Origin of the sequence: Enterococcus sp. 7E2_DIV0204, assembly GCF_002140855.1 — a bacterium.
Lineage (GTDB): Bacteria > Bacillota > Bacilli > Lactobacillales > Enterococcaceae > Enterococcus_L > Enterococcus_L lemimoniae.
Map to the genome: position 1 here is coordinate 1,867,976 of NZ_NGKY01000001.1, position 16,618 is coordinate 1,884,593.

15 protein-coding genes are annotated in these 16,618 nt (G+C 37.5%); all 15 read left to right on the top strand.

The features are described 5' to 3' along the window. Positions 1-82: 82 nt before the first annotated feature. The 15 genes from A5819_RS08715 to A5819_RS08785 all read left to right on the top strand — a co-directional run bounded on the left by A5819_RS08715 (position 83) and on the right by A5819_RS08785 (position 16,610). Complete coding sequence (locus A5819_RS08715; protein WP_086278420.1) at positions 83-793, top strand: response regulator transcription factor; 711 nt, start codon at positions 83-85, stop codon at positions 791-793. Next, positions 780-2,159 carry a cell wall metabolism sensor histidine kinase WalK gene (locus A5819_RS08720; RefSeq protein WP_086278422.1) on the top strand — a complete coding sequence of 460 codons (1,380 nt, stop codon included), beginning with the start codon at positions 780-782 and terminating at the stop codon, positions 2,157-2,159. Before A5819_RS08715 ends, A5819_RS08720 begins: the two co-directional genes overlap by 14 nt. 109 nt (positions 2,160-2,268) lie before the next feature. Next, positions 2,269-2,892 carry a PepSY domain-containing protein gene (locus A5819_RS08725; protein ID WP_369596904.1) on the top strand — a complete coding sequence of 208 codons (624 nt, stop codon included), beginning with the start codon at positions 2,269-2,271 and terminating at the stop codon, positions 2,890-2,892. A gap of 155 nt (positions 2,893-3,047) precedes the next feature. Continuing rightward, complete coding sequence (locus A5819_RS08730) at positions 3,048-3,875, top strand: AraC family transcriptional regulator (RefSeq protein ID WP_086278427.1); 828 nt, start codon at positions 3,048-3,050, stop codon at positions 3,873-3,875. Positions 3,876-3,987: 112 nt separating this feature from the next. After that, entirely contained in the window at positions 3,988-5,256 is a 1,269-nt protein-coding gene (locus A5819_RS08735) for a PTS sugar transporter subunit IIC (protein ID WP_086278429.1), read from the top strand. A 3-nt stretch (positions 5,257-5,259) separates the two neighbouring features. Then, positions 5,260-7,476: a beta-glucosidase BglX gene (bglX, locus tag A5819_RS08740; RefSeq protein ID WP_086278430.1), complete on the top strand. Its 2,217-nt coding sequence runs from the start codon at positions 5,260-5,262 to the stop codon at positions 7,474-7,476. Positions 7,477-7,792: 316 nt separating this feature from the next. Beyond that, the gene (locus tag A5819_RS08745) at positions 7,793-8,416 is read left to right on the top strand and encodes a nitroreductase family protein (RefSeq protein ID WP_086278431.1); all 624 of its coding nucleotides are present in this window, start codon (positions 7,793-7,795) and stop codon (positions 8,414-8,416) included. A gap of 35 nt (positions 8,417-8,451) precedes the next feature. Further along, complete coding sequence (locus A5819_RS08750) at positions 8,452-9,543, top strand: iron ABC transporter permease (protein WP_086278432.1); 1,092 nt, start codon at positions 8,452-8,454, stop codon at positions 9,541-9,543. 2 nt (positions 9,544-9,545) lie between these two features. Further along, the gene (locus A5819_RS08755; protein ID WP_086278433.1) at positions 9,546-10,310 is read left to right on the top strand and encodes an ABC transporter ATP-binding protein; all 765 of its coding nucleotides are present in this window, start codon (positions 9,546-9,548) and stop codon (positions 10,308-10,310) included. Between the two features lie 37 nt (positions 10,311-10,347). Beyond that, complete coding sequence (locus A5819_RS08760; RefSeq protein WP_086278434.1) at positions 10,348-11,355, top strand: ABC transporter substrate-binding protein; 1,008 nt, start codon at positions 10,348-10,350, stop codon at positions 11,353-11,355. A 474-nt stretch (positions 11,356-11,829) separates the two neighbouring features. Then, the gene (locus A5819_RS08765; RefSeq protein ID WP_086278435.1) at positions 11,830-12,768 is read left to right on the top strand and encodes a phosphate/phosphite/phosphonate ABC transporter substrate-binding protein; all 939 of its coding nucleotides are present in this window, start codon (positions 11,830-11,832) and stop codon (positions 12,766-12,768) included. An 83-nt stretch (positions 12,769-12,851) separates the two neighbouring features. Beyond that, a complete protein-coding gene (gene phnC / locus A5819_RS08770; protein WP_086278436.1) occupies positions 12,852-13,616 on the top strand; it encodes a phosphonate ABC transporter ATP-binding protein in 765 nt (254 codons plus the stop codon). Beyond that, on the top strand, positions 13,616-14,395 hold the full coding sequence (phnE, locus tag A5819_RS08775; protein WP_086278437.1) for a phosphonate ABC transporter, permease protein PhnE: 780 nt from the start codon (positions 13,616-13,618) through the stop codon (positions 14,393-14,395). Before phnC ends, phnE (A5819_RS08775) begins: the two co-directional genes overlap by 1 nt. Beyond that, positions 14,395-15,174 (top strand): phosphonate ABC transporter, permease protein PhnE, encoded by a 780-nt coding sequence (phnE, locus tag A5819_RS08780; RefSeq protein ID WP_086278438.1) that lies wholly within the window; start codon positions 14,395-14,397, stop codon positions 15,172-15,174. Before phnE (A5819_RS08775) ends, phnE (A5819_RS08780) begins: the two co-directional genes overlap by 1 nt. 233 nt (positions 15,175-15,407) lie before the next feature. After that, positions 15,408-16,610, top strand: coding sequence for a bifunctional UDP-sugar hydrolase/5'-nucleotidase (locus tag A5819_RS08785; protein ID WP_086278439.1), 1,203 nt, complete (start codon positions 15,408-15,410; stop codon positions 16,608-16,610). Positions 16,611-16,618: the final 8 nt, after the last annotated feature.

The following is a 16,618-nucleotide window of genomic DNA, read 5'->3' on the forward strand; positions in this document are numbered from 1 at the left end:
TAAAAAATGAAGATTTTTTCATCATGATTTGATTGACCTTGTTTTAAATACTGGGTACTCTATATAAAAGGTGGGTGGGTAGATGAAGGACATAGTCATTTTGCTAGTGGAAGATGAAGCAAGTCTCGCTAATTTTGTTTCGGAAGAACTTCGATTTGAAGGATATGAAGTACTACAGGCAACGGATGGTGAACAAGGGCTAGAGATATATGAACAAAATCAAGAGAACATCACGATGCTATTATTAGATTGGATGTTACCCAAATATGATGGAATCACTGTTGCAAGAAGGATTCGCCGAACAAGCCAAGTTCCGATTATCATGATGACTGCTAGAGACCAAGTAACAGATAAAATTATTGGGCTGGATGCTGGAACAGATGATTATATTACAAAACCATTCGATATCGAAGAGTTATTGGCTAGGATCAGAGTAATCATCCGCCGCAAAGAGCAACTACAGAAACTTCAACAAGAGCCTGTATTATTTCAATATCATGACTTAACGCTAGATATAACGAAACGAGTAGTTAAACGATACAGCGAAGAAATCCAATTGACTCAAAAAGAATTTGAATTATTGGCAGAATTGATCAAGCATCCAGAAGAAGTACTTTCACGGGATGAATTATTAAATGCTGTTTGGGGTTATGATTATTTTGGTCAAACCAATACGGTAGATGTGTATATACGTTCGCTAAGAAATAAAATGGATTATGACCCGACTGGTCGTTTGATACAAACGGTTCGTGGAGTAGGCTATGCATTGAGGAAAAACAATGAAAAAAAATAGAGCGACTTTAAAACAACGGAAAAATACAACACAATTCCAATTGACCATCCGTTTTATTGGGTTACTTATCTCAGCTGTATTGATTTTAAGCTTAGCGATTATGGGAATTACAGTAGTAGAATTATATGAATCAACTGAAAAACAAGCTGATTTGTTAGAAGATTCTTTAAAAAATAGTGGTGGGAAAGATGCCAAAGAGTGGCAAAAAGTTCTTGTTGAAAACGGCTCTAATGATAGTTCTCTTTACTTGGTTCACGTTCAGTTAGATACTGGAGAAGTTATTTACTCTTCTGAAGATGCTAAAGAGGTATTTCAGAAATTTTCTCAAATGAAACAGTTCCTAGTATTTGACAAAATCTTATGGACAAGTGAGATCGAGCCATACTATTATGCAAGTTTCCAAAAAGACGAATCAAAGGTGACACTTTTAGTAGATATGGAGGATCAATTTGATCTTATCGGGAGAATTTTTTCGTTAACGATTTTTATCACGTTGGCTGTGATTGTTTTGGGATCATTGATTACGCATCGTTTTTCTAAAAATTTAAGTGGTTCGTTAGTCGTTATGGATGAGGAAATCAATCGATTAAACGTTTCAGATTCGAAACAACAGCAACTAACCATTCCAAAAACACCGCAAGAAGTTCAAAATATTTCGAAATCATTTAACCAATTACTAGAGAAGCAAAGAATGTATTTGAAACGGGAGCAACAATTCGTAACAGATGCATCTCATGAATTAAGAACACCGATTGCTGCGGTTCGGGGTCATGTGAATTTGATCAAGCGTCGTGGAAAATCACATCCAGAGGTGATTCCAACCTCACTTTCTTATATCGATAAAGAATCGAAACGGCTGGAAAGCCTTGTAGAAAAGTTGTTATTATTAGGTCGACTAGACACACAATTTAATACAGAACAGCTAGATTTGTCATCGATCATTCAACAAACGATCAATGAACTGAAGGTTATGATGACACAAGAGGCCGTCATTAAAATTGAAACAGGCATTTTTTTAGAGGGACAAGTAGAGCATTTTTATCAGATTACCCGCAACTTGGTTGAAAATGCAATGAAGTATACAGAGGCTAGTGGGACGATCACCGTTACACTTTTCTCAGATGAGGGGACAATCCAATTGATTGTCGAAGATTCTGGTATGGGCATTCCAGATGAAGAGAAAGCCAAAGTATTTGAGCGCTTTTACCGAGTGGATCGATCACGCTCTAGTGAAATTTCTGGTACAGGAATCGGATTATCGATTGTGAAAGAGCTCGTTGAAAAATATCAAGGGGACATTGCTGTGACAGATGTATTGCCTCAAGGAACTCGATTTGCAGTAACATTTAAAACACAGATAAAATGAAGAATTCTTCATTTAACTTTCATGTTGCTTTATTTTTTAGTATGATTTACTTGCTAAAATAATAGTGTAAAGTAAATCACCTAAAGGAAAATTGAAAGGAATGGATAGAATGAATAAAAAGATGATGGTAGTAGGCACACTATGTTTAGGTTTTGCTCTAGCGGGCTGTACAAATACGGATAAGTCATTGGAGGCAAACAAAGAAAGTAAGATGAGTACGAAAGTGAGTCAGTCAACAACACAAGATGTTAGCGGTACTTCAAACAGTACCACGAAAAAAACATCACAAAGAAAAGTAAGTGTAGAGGATGCAATTAAAGCTTATAATGAAGCATACCCAAATACTTCAATCACTTCTCTGGATTTAGATCCTTCATTTGGCATCTATTATTATGAAATCAAAGGTGTAGATGACTCTAAAGAATACGAAGTTAAAATCAATGCAGAGACTGGGGAATTAAAAAAAGAGCGTGAAGAAACACTAGATCAAGATGAACAAAATGGTGTGGAAAAGAAAAATGAAGCATTAGAGTTGAAGGGTATCTTATCAATAGAGGATGTCTCAAAAATCGCTGAAGATAGTGTGGGAGAAGGAACGGCGAATGAATGGGCATTAGAACGAGACCTATCCCTTACTTATTGGGAAGTCAAAGTGCAAACTGGTAATAAGGAGATGACTGTAAAAATAAATGCTCAAACAGGAGATGTTCTAGAAAAAGAATTAGACGACTAAAAAGGAATTAGACGATGTAATATGGGATCAGAGCAACTTGCTTTGATCTTTTTTTGTTCAAGTAGGGTAAAAGATGTACATAGGTGCTTTCGCATTCTCATAAGCTCCTAAATGACTTATAATTTAACCAGCTTAACAAAGAAAGAGGTCTGCATATGAAACATGAAATGATTTCGCCAAATAAAAATTATCCGTTTAAATTATTTTCATTCACATCCAGAAATCCTGACCGAATGATCTCAACTCATTGGCATGAAAGTACGGAGTTATTGTATTGTTTGAAAGGAAATCTAGAGGTCCGTTTTCCACAGACAACGTATTTGCTAGAACCTGGAGATACACTTTTTATCAATTCAAATATCATTCATTCTTCTAGAAGCCCAATACCTAATGAAGTATTTGTGATACAGTTTCCACTTCCTTTTTTGAAAGAAATGACACAGCAACAGTACAATGATCGTTTTCTATTTAATTTGATCCCGATAAAACGAAAAGATTTGAAAGTTCAAACGTTATTGAATGAAATTTATCAAAAATATCAGGAAAATGATTTATCTATGAATCTACTCGTCAAAAGTCGCATGATAGAGTTTCTTTCTGTGTTAACTAAACATTATAGTATACCGATAGCAACAAAACAGACGATCAAAAGCTTAAAACATTTAGAGCGGTTGAAACAAATCAATGAATATGTGTTGAAACATTACAATCAATCACTGAAGTTAGAGCATGTGGCAGAAGCGTTTAATTATGATCCAGCTTATTTTTCACGCTTTTTCAAAAAATATATGGGGATTCCTTTTTCTGAGTATGTCAATACGGTTCGTTTGGAAAAAGCTTATTATCAGTTAAGAGATACAGATATGACAGTGTTGGCTATTGCGTTGGACAATGGTTTTTTCTCAGTGAAGTCTTTTTATAATGTGTTCAAAAAGCATTACACCTTGTCGCCACAACAATACCGACAAAAATATTTTAAATAAAAAGTCATTATTTTTCCGATTTGAAGACGGATTTAGCACAGAAATAAACTGTGATACTCAGTATACTAAAATCAAGTAAAGCGCTTACTGGATATTGAGAGGAGAAATAAAAATGAAGAAAAAGCTACTCAGTTTTTTTGATAAAGTCAGTCCGTTTTTTGATAAGATGGGGACGAACCCTTATCTACAAGCCATTTCTGGTGCTATGATGTCAACGTTAGGTCCAGTCTTTATCGGCTCGATCGCTGTTTTGCTAGTTGTTTTTATGAATATGTCAAAGACGTTGCAAGGATTTACACAGTTTATTTCATTATTAGGAAAAGTGAATACATTTACGATTGGTTCTCTGGCCTTATATATTTCTGTTTTGATGGCAATCAATTTAGTTCGTAAACTAGATGAAAAAGAAGACTATGTGGCTGCGGGTATTATTTCTTTGATGAGTTTTCTATTGATCACACCGCTTGATAAAACAGCGGATGATGTTGCGGCATTGCCAACAACTTGGTTAAGTGCACAAGGGGTTTTCTCAGCAATGATCGTAGGATTGGTCGTCGGGCGTTTGTTTTTAGCAATTAAGCGTAAAGGCTGGACCATTAAAATGCCAGAAGGTGTACCGCCGATGGTGACACGTATGTTTGAGTCCTTGATTCCCACCGTTTTGATCGGGATTTTGTTTATTTTAGTTGATTTTGGTTTTAGTTTAACTACTTTTGGGAATATGCATCAATTTGTTTATACGATTATTCAAGAGCCGCTAAAAGGAATCGGTGGATCAATTGGAGCCATGATCATTTTAAGTTTGTTACAGCAAATTCTTTGGTTTTTTGGAATTCACGGTACAAATGTGATCTTGCCTTTAGTGACACCGCTTTGGATGGCAATGGATGTGGAAAATATGAATGCTGTCACGGCTGGACAAACACCGCCAAATATTGTTGGATTAGCATTCTTTAATATCATTACTTTTGGCGGGATGGCATTAGGTTTAGTCTTATTGATGTTGAAAGCGAAAAGTAAACAATATCGAGAAGTTGGTAAAATTTCAATCGTGCCTGCTTTGTTTGGTATTACCGAACCTGTGATTTTCGGTTCACCTTTAGTTTTGAATTTTGATTTAGCGATTCCGTTTATTTTTAATAATAGTATCGGTTTGATTCTGGCCTATGTTTTAACGAAGATCGGTCTAGTATCAAGATTTGTAGGTGTGCAGGCGATTTTTGGTTTACCAGTCGGCTTTCATGCGGCTGTCCAAGGAAGTATTTCCGTCATCATTTTACAATTAGTGATCCAACTCGTTTTGTCACCGATTCTGTGGTATCCATGGTTCAAGCGTTTGGATAAGAAAACATATCTACAAGAGCAAAGTGAAGAGGTGTAGAGAATGGAAGAAAAAGCATTAAAAGAGCTACTTGACTCATTGACTTGGGAAGAAAAAGTTGGACAGTTGGTGCAACTATCTGGTGATTTTTTCCATGCAGATCAGTTAGCAGTTGGCCCACAAAAAAAATTAGGGATCGATCAAAAGATCGTGGATCAAGTAGGATCAGTCTTGAATGTCACGGGAGCGGATAAAACGCGGGAAATTCAAGAGCGTCATTTAAAGAAAAGCAGACATAAAATTCCGTTATTGTTTATGGCGGATATTATCTATGGTTACCGTACCATTTTTCCAATTCCTTTAGGCTTAGGTGCAACCTGGAACCCTGAGTTGGTTGAATTAGCTTATCAGCAGACAGCAGAAGAATCGAACGCAGCAGGTGCTCACGTGACGTTTGCGCCAATGGTAGACTTAGTTCGTGATGCACGCTGGGGCAGGAGTTTGGAATCAACTGGAGAAGATCCCGTTTTAAATGCAGCCTTTGCCAAAGCTATGGTAACGGGACTGCAAAAAGATTTGCTTAATGGTGGTGGTATTGCTTCTTGTGTTAAACATTTTGCGGCTTATGGGGCGGCAGAAGGTGGTCGGGAATATAATACTGTTGATATGTCCGAACGTCGATTACGTCAAGATTATCTGCCTTCATACAAGGCAGCAGTTGATGCTGGTTGCCAGTTAGTGATGACATCCTTTAATACGTATGACGGAATGCCGGTGACAGGTAGCAAGTTTTTACTTGAAGACATTTTACGGAAAGAATGGGGTTTTGATGGTGTGATTATTTCTGACTACGCCGCCATTCAGGAATTGATTGCTCATGGTGTAGCAGCAAATGATCGACAAGCGGCGAAATTAGCAATCGAAGCAACAACGGATATCGATATGAAAACCCCTTGTTATGCAAAAGAATTAGAACCATTGATTGAAGCGGGGGAAATCAGTGCTGATCTAGTAGATCGCTCTGTTTATAGAGTCTTAAAATTAAAAAATGATCTTGGGTTGTTTGAAGATCCGTATCGTGGTGCTAGTCAAATGCAAGAAGAGCAAGTCTTCTTAACAGAAGAAAAGCGGCAGTTAGCTAAAAAAGTGTCGTCTGAATCGATTGTTTTATTGCAAAATAAGCGAGCAGTATTACCTTTGAAACCCAATCAAGAGAAAGTTTTACTGGTTGGACCATATGGGGATAATCAAGAGTTGATCGGTTTGTGGGCAGTTCATGGACAGCGGGAAGATGTTGTAACGATCAAACAAGGCTTTGAAAACTATCTTGATTCGGACCACTTGGTTTACACTCAAGGCTGCGATATGCTAGAAGATTACACATTTTTAGGCGAATTTGGTGCAACTAAAGACCAGATTGAGCAATTAGGTTTAAATGAAGCGATAAAAAAACAAGAACTTACAAAAGCCTTAGAATTAGCCAAACAAGCTGATACGATCGTGTTCGCACTAGGTGAGCATACAATGCAAAGTGGTGAAGCAGGGAGTCGTACTGATATTACCATACCGCAAATCCAACAAGAATTTTTAGAAAAATTAACAGTGCTGAATAAAAAAACGGTGCTGATCGTCATCAGTGGTCGACCACTTGTCTTAACAAAGGAGATTGAACAAGTCGATGCGATTCTTCAGGCATGGTTCCCAGGAACTGAAGGTGGAAATGCGTTAGCAGATATTATTTTTGGACAAACGAATCCAACAGGGCGTTTAAGTATGAGTTTCCCTTATTCAGTTGGGCAGTTGCCGATTTACTATAGTGAGTTTAAGACGGGACGTCCATTAACGAGTCCAACACACAAAGGTCGTTTTGTGTCTAAGTATTTAGATAGCACAAATGATCCACTATTTTCATTTGGCTTTGGCTTATCATACAGTCAAGTTGAGTATCATGAGTTAACATTGAGCAGCGAAAAAATGGTGGAATCACTTGATGTATCGGTCAAAGTTAAAAATAATTCTAAACGTGCAACGGTAGAAACTGTTCAATTATATGTACAAGATGTGACGGGATCTGTAGTACGGCCGGTTAAAGAATTAAAAGCTTTCAAAAAAGTTGAGCTTGAATCTGGTGAAGAAAAAGAAGTAGTTTTCACTTTAACCAGAGCTGAGTTGAAATTCTATACGAAAGAAATGGCTTTCAAAGAAGAACTAGGAGCATTTATTGTTTTTGTTGGGGCGAATGTGAAAGAAACACAAGAATTACCATTTGAATTAGTGTAATGAAAAGCATCTAAAAAAGCACATTGAGGTTGGGACAGAAGTGTTTATTTCCGAAGGAGTTGCTTCTGCGTCTGCGGTTCTCGTTTCACTCCGATCCTCGAAGCATGGAGGACCGTGTGCTCCCACCGTTTATTTGGATTATAGGTGTTTGGGATATGACTCTATGAGTTATATCCCAAGCATCTATATTTTTTATGCTGAAAACTCAAAAGAGTCTTGCAAAAAAAATAGTGAAATGGTACTCTTAATTTCTAATTGAGAATGATTTTCATTTTCAATTGAAGCGATCAATTACTTTAAGAATAGGAGCAACAAGATGGACATGAATTCAATTGAACAAGTTATCCGGGAACGTCGTACGATTCGCACGTTAACCGATCAAACGATTGCTCTAGATGTTATATATGAACTATTGGAAAGTGCGAGTTATGCACCTTATCACTCTAAAGAAGAGCCTTGGGAAGTGATAATTGTCAGTGAGGAACAAGAACGACAAGTATTCGTGAAAGAAATCATGGACAGCTATGATCGTTTAGATATCTGGTCCCGCTATGATCAGCAAAACGTAGCAAAGGCTAAAACAAGGACGCAAGATTATTTCTTAGAAGTTCCCCTTAGTCTAGTTGTCACAGCGCCTATTGGTGAAAGTGAAAAATCGAACTTGGAAGCAATCGGTGCGGTGTCGGCTTTTATCCAAAACATTCAATTAGCCGCTTGGTCAAGACAGATTGGTGTGACTTGGCGCACGATTCCAGTGATTTTTGATAAAGTGTTTAAGCAAAATATTGGTGTGACTGAGGAACGACAAATCATTGGCTTGCTTGATATTAGCAAAATAGATGAAAAACAAAAATTACCAATAAGCCGTAGAAATCCAGTTTCGCAGTGGGCGATAGGCTTGACGGATAAGCTGTCAGGCTTTAGTGAAAATAACGAGTAGTTCTGATTTTTTAGGTACACAGGAGGCGTATTTTTTTGCAAGCAATCAAGACAAACAAGGTAAGGGTCAACGGGAAAATAAAACTGTATTATCCTTTGATCCTGCTGTTTTTAGTAGCTCTTATTCTTTTATCGATCGTCTATTCATTGATCAATGGACAGGCGAATATTTCAATTGAAGACATTGTGCAGATTCTTTTAAATAAGGTATCCGGTGGTAGAATCGGTTCTTTAGATGGCGTTGCAAGTAATTCTGCGGTGAATATCATTTGGTTCGTGCGTACACCTAGAGTAATTTTAGCTGTTTTTGTCGGGATGGGGTTGGCGATCACCGGAGCTGTTATGCAAGCAGTCGTTCAAAATCCTTTGGCGGATCCTTATATTTTAGGGATTTCTTCTGGGGCATCATTAGGGGCGACATTTGCAATTCTGGTAGGTTTTGGCACAGGAAGTATTTTTTCTCAGTTTGGTTTGGCTTTTGGTGCTTTTGTCGGTGCGATGGCCGCCGCATTTGGCGTATTGATTTTATCTGGAATTGGCGGGCGGATGACGTCAGTCAAACTGGTTTTATCGGGTTCTGTGATAGGAGCATTGTGCAGTTCGATTTCTAGTTTTATTGTTTACTTGGCCAATAACGCAGAAGGTATGAAGACGGTGACTTTTTGGGCGATGGGCAGTTTAGCTTCTGCAAGTTGGAATAAATTAGGTGTGTTGTCGGTTGTTGTAGTCCTGATTACTAGCTTCTTTTTGTTTCAGCACCGGATTTTGAATGTCATGTTGTTAGGAGACGAAGCGGCAATTACTTTAGGTGTTCCCTTGGCGAAATATCGGCAAATCTATTTATTGTTAGCAGCTCTTTTGACAGGTGTAATCGTAGCTTATTCTGGAATGATCGGTTTTGTGGGCTTAATTATTCCTCACATTGTCCGAGGCTTGATTGGTTCTGATCATAAACGGTTACTACCGATCGTAGCGCTGTCTGGATCGTTGTTTATGATTTGGGCTGATGTACTTTCTCGAATCATGATTCCAAACGTGGAGCTACCGATCGGGATCATCACATCAGTGATCGGTGCGCCATTATTTATCTATATCATTGTCAAAAAAGGCTACAATTTCGGAGGCTAACAATGGAATTAACTGTAAAAGACTTAGAAATCATGATTGGACAAGAAGCAATTGTTAAAAGTATTTCTTTTCAAACACAAAAAAAGCAATTTGTAGGGATTATCGGTGCGAATGGTTGTGGGAAGTCAACGATGCTCAAAGGTATCTACAAAGGCATCAAACCACAAGCAGGAAGTGTCTTTTTAGAAGAGCTTGATTTACTAACTGTATCTGAAAAGAAAGTGGCACAAAAGTTAGGTGTTGTGAACCAATTTAATGAACTAAACTTTGATTTAAGTGTCTTTCAAATGGTTTTACTAGGAAGGACGCCTCATAAGAAATTGTTAGAATCAGACACTCAAGATGACATCGCAATTGTGATGGATGCGTTAGCTAAAACGAATTTAACTAGCTACTCTGATCGAAGTTTCTTATCCTTATCTGGCGGAGAAAAACAACGAGTCATCTTGGCTCGAACGATTGCTCAGCAACCTAGCTATATGATTTTAGACGAACCAACCAATCATTTAGATATTCGTTATCAATTAGAAATATTGAGCTGTGTCAAGAATTTAGGGATTGGCGTTTTAGCGGCATTGCATGATCTGGAATTAGCTGCTCATTACTGCGATTATATTTACGCAATGAAAGCTGGTAAGATCATTGCTGAAGGAGAGCCAGAAGAGCTGTTTACTGAAAAGTTGATCGAAGAAATTTATGGCGTTAATTGTACGATCTATAAAAATCCAGTAACTGGACGTTTAGGTTTTGCTTATTCTTTAGACTAGTTACTAGGTTTAACATACATGAAGAGGATGGGACAAAATGAAAAAAGTACTAATTATTAGTTTAATGAGCTTGGCGATTATCACTGGCTGTGGGCAAAAAGAACAAAAAGCAACAGAGAAAAATCAAAGTGAAGGTTATCCTGTAACGATTCAAAATTTTGCAAAAGCAGAAGGTTCTGAAAGCTGGCAAAAGAAAGAGCAAACCTTTGATAAGGTTCCCGAAAAAGTTTTAGCGAATACCCAACCTGCTGCAGAATTATTGCTGCATTTAGGCTTAAAAGATAAAATCGTGGGTGTCGGTGCTGTTTTTGGCGAACGAGATAAAGCTGTGGAAAAAGAATTTGATCAGTTAAACCATTTATCAACAGACTATATTGGCAAAGAAACAGCTTTAAGTGTTGATCCTGATTTAGTCTATGGTCGTGGTGGTCTGTTTGACAATCAAGACTGGGGTGTGGGAACAGTTGATACATTGAATGAGATGGGCATCAAAACATTTGTTTTGAATTCTTCTGTGACAGGTGGTACGTTTAACTCTGTTTATGATGACATCGATAATTTAGGTAAGGTATTCAACGTAGCTGATAAAGCAGAGGACTTCAAATCAGAATTAAAAGAACGGCAAGCAACTGTAGAGAAAAAGCTAGCGAAAATCAAAGACGATCAAACATTCGCTTATCTACACACCACAGATCCAGAAGAATTATACATTTATCCAGCAAATAATGAAACGTTTTTCAATGATATTTTCAAAATGGTAAAACTGGATAACGTGTTTAAAGACGAAAAAGGTGAAGTCAGTGTGGAGAAATTGATTGAAACTGATCCAGATGTCTTGATTGTAGCGGATTGGAGCACGATGAAAGGTGGGATTTCAGGAGACACAATGATCGATGCTGTACTGAAAAATCCAAAGCTTTCCAGTATGAAAGCAGTTAAAAATAAAAAGGTTTATGCCGTTGATTACAATTATATGTTTGGATATGGCTATCAATCATTAGATGGAATTGAAAAATTAGCGGATGAGATGTATCCAGAAAAATAATAAATATAACTGACACAATGCTGAAAGAGCGCTGTGTCAGTTTTTAATTGCTGTTTTTTCACAATTGTTTCATTAAGATTAAAGCATAACAAGAATTCAAATGTAAACGAACGATAACAATTAGTAAAAAAACGATCAAACCTTACGTAATAAAGGTTTATTTTACCTTTTCGATAAAAAGAATTATGAGGAAAAAATAAGCGAAAAATGAAAACTGGTCTAGAAAAAAGTCGAAATTATGCTATACTGATTTTAGCTTGATACATTCATTTTTAATGAGAAATTCAGTGAGATTTACTGAAAGAAATCAGGCATTTGGACAATTGCTCTACACAAATAATGGAGAAGTGGATTTCAGAAATTTTACACAATATTTACTTCAATATTATGAGAAATTTACATCATTAAAATACAATAGGTATAGCTAAAGTAGCGAGATGATCGGATGTTCTAGCAATACCGAAATGCGAAGGGATGGAAAGAGTGAAAAAGAGAACGAAATTGTTAGGATTGCTGTCAGTTATTGGTTTAAGTGTAGGATTACTTACAGGATGTGGGTCAAGCAGCGATAAAAAAGCAGCAGATGATACCAAACCATTAGAATTACAATTTGTACCAACCAACAACGATGGCTCAATGGAAGCCAAAGCGAAACCTTTCGCAAACTATTTAACAGAAAAATTAGGTCGTGAGGTTAATGTTACGTTAGCAACAGACTATTCAACAATCGTTGAAGCAATGGCCTCAGGAAAAGTAGATATTGGGATCATGCCGCCATCGGCATATGTTCAAGCTCGCAATCAAAAAGCGGCAACAGCCATTTTATCTTCTGAACTAGGTGCTTTTAATCGGGAAACAGGCAAACCAGAACCAGACAAATTATCAAGCACCTTTAAAGGTGAAGTACTTGTTCGAGCAGATAGTGGCATCGATTCTTTAAAAGATTTAAAAGGGAAAAAAATTGCCAGCTTAAGCCCTAATTCAGCTAGCGGCTATATTTATCCAGTGGTTGAAATGAAAGAAGCGGGGATCGACCCAACCAAAGATGTTACCTTGACAACAGTCAATGATATTCCAAGTGAAATCACAGCAGTCTTAAATGGGCAACAAGATGCTTGCTTTGTTTTTGAAGGAGCACGAAATGTGTTTGCTTCAAAATTTGAAAAAGACGACTTATTCAAAGATTTAAAAGTGCTGTATCTAACAAAAGGTGATATTCCAAATGATGCAATCGCCGTTCAACCAAAAATGGATAAAGACTTGCAAACTAAAGTCAAAGACGTTTTCTTGGCAATGCCTAAAGATAAAGAAGGCGCTGAAGCCATGGCAATGTGGGGACACAAAGGCTATGTAGAAGCAGATGATAAAAATTATGATGCAGTGGAAGAATATACAGAAAAAGCAGCAGAATAAAGCTTTGCAACATGAATGAGTGACTTAAAAGCTGAACGGAATTTGTTCAGCTTTTCTATTTTTTAGAATAAAAAGGAGAAATCATGATTCAGTTTGAGAATGTAACAAAAACCTATAATAATGGGGTCAAAGGCCTTAAGAATATTAATTTAACGATCAATGACGGTGAGTTTGTTTCCGTGATTGGATTAAGTGGTGCAGGTAAGAGTACCTTGCTACGATCAATCAATCGTCTAAACGAAATTAGCGAAGGCAATATTATGATTGACGGTGCTTCAATCACGAAAGCAAATAAACGAGACTTGCGTAGAATCCGCAGAAATATCGGAATGATTTTCCAACACTTTAATTTAGTAAAAAAGAGTTCTGTTCAAAAAAATGTTATTTCAGGTAGATTAGGCTATTATTCAACATTCAAAAGTATTTTTGGGATTTTTTCAAAAGAGGATTACGCTTTAGTTAGTGATGCTTTAGGACGTGTGGGATTAGCAGAAAAACTGCATTCTAGAAGTGATGAATTAAGTGGTGGGCAACAGCAACGTGTGTCAATCGCAAGAACTTTGGTTCAACAAGCATCAATCATTTTAGCAGATGAACCAGTGGCTTCTTTGGATCCAATCACAACCCAAAAGATCATGAAAGATTTGAAAAAAATTAATCAGGAATTGAACCACACTGTTGTGATCAATCTGCATTCTGTTGACTTAGCTCGTGAATTCTCAAGCCGGATCATTGGCTTACGTGATGGCGAAGTGGTCTTTGATGGAACTGCTGCTGAGGCAACCGATGAAGTGTTGACTAGTATTTACGGTGCGGATATTTTGAAACAAGCTGAAGGTGTTGCGTAATGAAGTTAAAAGATACGATTCACCGTGATTTATATAAGCATCTATTCATTGTAGTGTTAGTTCTTTTGTGCGTCTTTTCAAGTGCGAGAGTAACAGGAGCACAAATGACAGATGTTTTTAATAACTTGGATCAGATGGGAATTTTTTTACAACGATTTCTTAGTCCAGATTGGGGTTATATTCCCAAAATCATTGAGCCGATGCTGAAAACAATCAAAATGTCAGTTGTTGGAACTACACTTGGGGTGGTTTTCGCTGTACCGTTTGCTTTTCTTGCAACAACAGTCGTTACCAGAAACTTTTTTGTAACCACAATCATCCGCTTTTTAATGAGTATTGTTCGTACGATTCCTAATTTATTATTGGCCGCTTTGTTTGTAGCTATGTTTGGGATCGGTGAATTTACAGGTGTATTAACGATTGCTGTGTTTACGTTCGGAATGGTTTCCCAACTAGTTTATGAAGCAATCGAAACGATTGATCATGGGCCAATCGAAGCAGCTGAATCTGTCGGTTCCACAAAGACACAGATTGCTTTTTGGTCAATAGCTCCACAAATATCTCATCAAATTGCTAGCTATTCTTTGTATGCTTTTGAAGTCAATATTCGTGCTTCCACTATTTTAGGTTACGTTGGAGCCGGCGGGATCGGCGTTATTTTAAATTCTTCGTTAAGCTTGATGCGTTATGACCGTGTATCGATTATTATTTTAGCTATTTTAGTTGTGGTGATCACGATCGATTGGATCAGTGAAATTATCAGAAAGAGGTTGGTATAATGAGCATAAATCGAAAATTAAAAAGCTATTTACCAATTATTGTTGTTTTAGCAATCATTCTTTATTCAGCAGCGGGTATCGATTATTCGGAGGCTGGAAACATGTCTTTTGATATGGTCAAATCAGTTCTTTCTGGGCTGTTCCATCCAGATTGGGGTTATATCTATGATGGTAGTGGCGAGGATCTAATGAGTTTACTACTGTTAACGATCGGTATTGCTTTTTTAGGAACTGTGATTGCGACGGTCTTAGCGTTGCCGCTAACGTTCATTAGTGCGCATAATCTATGGAAATCGAATACGATTGTTTCTAAAATTGGTAAGTTCATTTGTAACGTACTAAGAGCTTTTCCAGAACTTGTTTATGCAATCATTTTTGTGAAGATGGTTGGACCAGGTCCTTTTGCTGGTGTCCTAGCAATTGGGGTTCATCAAATCGGGATGCTAGGGAAATTATATACTGAAGAAATCGAATCAATGGATGAAGCACCTGTAGAATCAATGACGGCAGTCGGTGCTAATTTCTGGCAAACAATGTTTTATGCACGCTTGCCGCAATTGATCCCAACTTTTTTATCACTAGCCTTGAATCACTTTGAAATTGCAGTCCGCAGTGCAGCGACTCTTGGGCTTGTTGGAGCTGGGGGAATCGGGGCACCGATGATTTTTGCAATTCAATCCCGAGCATGGGATAAAGTTGGTATTATTTTGTTTGGCATTATAATTACCGTTTTCTTGATTGATGCTATAACTGGCTATCTACGCAAAAAACTACAATAATAAAAGTGCAGCGGGCTCGTCTGACTCTGACGGGAAAATAAGTAAAATATGACTGAAATGTTTTTTGCCTCATTCATAGTTTATCTTTTTCCCGAAGACCTTCACCAAGTAGGTACTACTCTATATCTATTCATTTTATTAGCAGCGTTTCCTAGCAATCTCTGGAGCGAAGTGATGAGATCGGAAGAGCGTAGTACTAGCCCGCGTAGCTAGATAATTCGTGAGGATAAAAAATGGATAAAATAACAGTTTTGAGTACGACAGACATTCATGGTTTTTTAACAGCAGCTGGACAAGAAGAGAGTGGCATTAGCTCTCTTCCTGCAATTGCTGAAAGCTACCATGAACCAATTTTGATTGACAACGGTGATTTTCTGGTAGGTAGTCCTCAGACTACTTTTTTTAATACAACTAAAACAATTTCACCTTTGATCAAGTTGGCGAATGAAATCGGATTTGATGTGATGGTTCCAGGAAATCATGATTTTGATTATGGAATTGATTTTTTGAAGCGTCAAGCAGAGGCTTTTAATGGGCACTATCTTTGTGCTAATGTTTTGGATTTAACTGATGAACAGATTTTTGAGCCATATACAATTATTGAACGAGGAAACTTGAAAGTTGGTGTGATCGGTGTGATCACCAGTGCAATGCCGCAAATTGCTGATTATGAACAAACCAAAGAGTTGAAATTTATCAATGTGATCGATAGCTTAAAGCGGTGGGTACCTATTGTAAAAGCACAAGTCGATGTTTTGATCGTAAGTTATCATGGCGGAATCGAACGTGATATGAGTTGCGGCCAACCAACTCAATATGATACTGGAGAGGATCAAACTTACCGAATCATTGATGAAATAGCGGAGATCGATGGTGTGATTTGTGGACACCAGCATCGAGTCAACGCGGGCGTGCTGAACGAAACAGCTTTTGTACAACCGGGATATCGGGGAAATTACATTGGAGAGTTAAGTTTCTCCATCCAAAATAATCAAGTAGTGGAGAAACAAGCACAATTGGTTGCGACTAAGAGGTATCCAACGATAGTTTTTTCTGTATATAACGAAGTTGACTATGAAAATTGGCTGGATCAAGAACTAGATGTAAGGCGTTTGGATCAGTATTTAGCTAAAAAAGTACCAGGAACTTTTTATGCAGTGACACTTAAAGGAAAAACGATTAGAGATTTCTTAGCTAGTTTTACTCCGCCCTATACACTTTCAACCTATCATGTGTCGCAGGAAGAACTAAGACAGTTGCTGATAAATCAATCGATTTCAGGCATCAAAATAGAGCACGATCACATAATACCTAAACAATCTGATTACCGAATAACAACGAATAGAGCGCTTTTTCCAAGCTATCGTTTAGAAACAAATTATATCTATAATGTGTTTGATGAGTATCTTGCTACTATCAATGGTAATGCAAAATAAAAAATAGA

Excerpts from the sequence above, each read along its gene's own strand:
- A5819_RS08730 (WP_086278427.1), top strand. The coding sequence starts at position 3,048 with ATGAAACATGAAATGATTTCGCCAAATAAAAATTATCCGTTTAAATTA.
- A5819_RS08735 (WP_086278429.1), top strand. The coding sequence starts at position 3,988 with ATGAAGAAAAAGCTACTCAGTTTTTTTGATAAAGTCAGTCCGTTTTTT.
- A5819_RS08745 (WP_086278431.1), top strand. The coding sequence starts at position 7,793 with ATGGACATGAATTCAATTGAACAAGTTATCCGGGAACGTCGTACGATT.
- bglX (WP_086278430.1), top strand. The coding sequence starts at position 5,260 with ATGGAAGAAAAAGCATTAAAAGAGCTACTTGACTCATTGACTTGGGAA.
- A5819_RS08765 (WP_086278435.1), top strand. The coding sequence starts at position 11,830 with ATGGAAAGAGTGAAAAAGAGAACGAAATTGTTAGGATTGCTGTCAGTT.
- phnC (WP_086278436.1), top strand. The coding sequence starts at position 12,852 with ATGATTCAGTTTGAGAATGTAACAAAAACCTATAATAATGGGGTCAAA.
- A5819_RS08725 (WP_369596904.1), top strand. The coding sequence starts at position 2,269 with ATGAATAAAAAGATGATGGTAGTAGGCACACTATGTTTAGGTTTTGCT.
- phnE (WP_086278438.1), top strand. The coding sequence starts at position 14,395 with ATGAGCATAAATCGAAAATTAAAAAGCTATTTACCAATTATTGTTGTT.
- A5819_RS08760 (WP_086278434.1), top strand. The coding sequence starts at position 10,348 with ATGAAAAAAGTACTAATTATTAGTTTAATGAGCTTGGCGATTATCACT.
- phnE (WP_086278437.1), top strand. The coding sequence starts at position 13,616 with ATGAAGTTAAAAGATACGATTCACCGTGATTTATATAAGCATCTATTC.
- A5819_RS08720 (WP_086278422.1), top strand. The coding sequence starts at position 780 with ATGAAAAAAAATAGAGCGACTTTAAAACAACGGAAAAATACAACACAA.
- A5819_RS08755 (WP_086278433.1), top strand. The coding sequence starts at position 9,546 with ATGGAATTAACTGTAAAAGACTTAGAAATCATGATTGGACAAGAAGCA.
- A5819_RS08715 (WP_086278420.1), top strand. The coding sequence starts at position 83 with ATGAAGGACATAGTCATTTTGCTAGTGGAAGATGAAGCAAGTCTCGCT.
- A5819_RS08785 (WP_086278439.1), top strand. The coding sequence starts at position 15,408 with ATGGATAAAATAACAGTTTTGAGTACGACAGACATTCATGGTTTTTTA.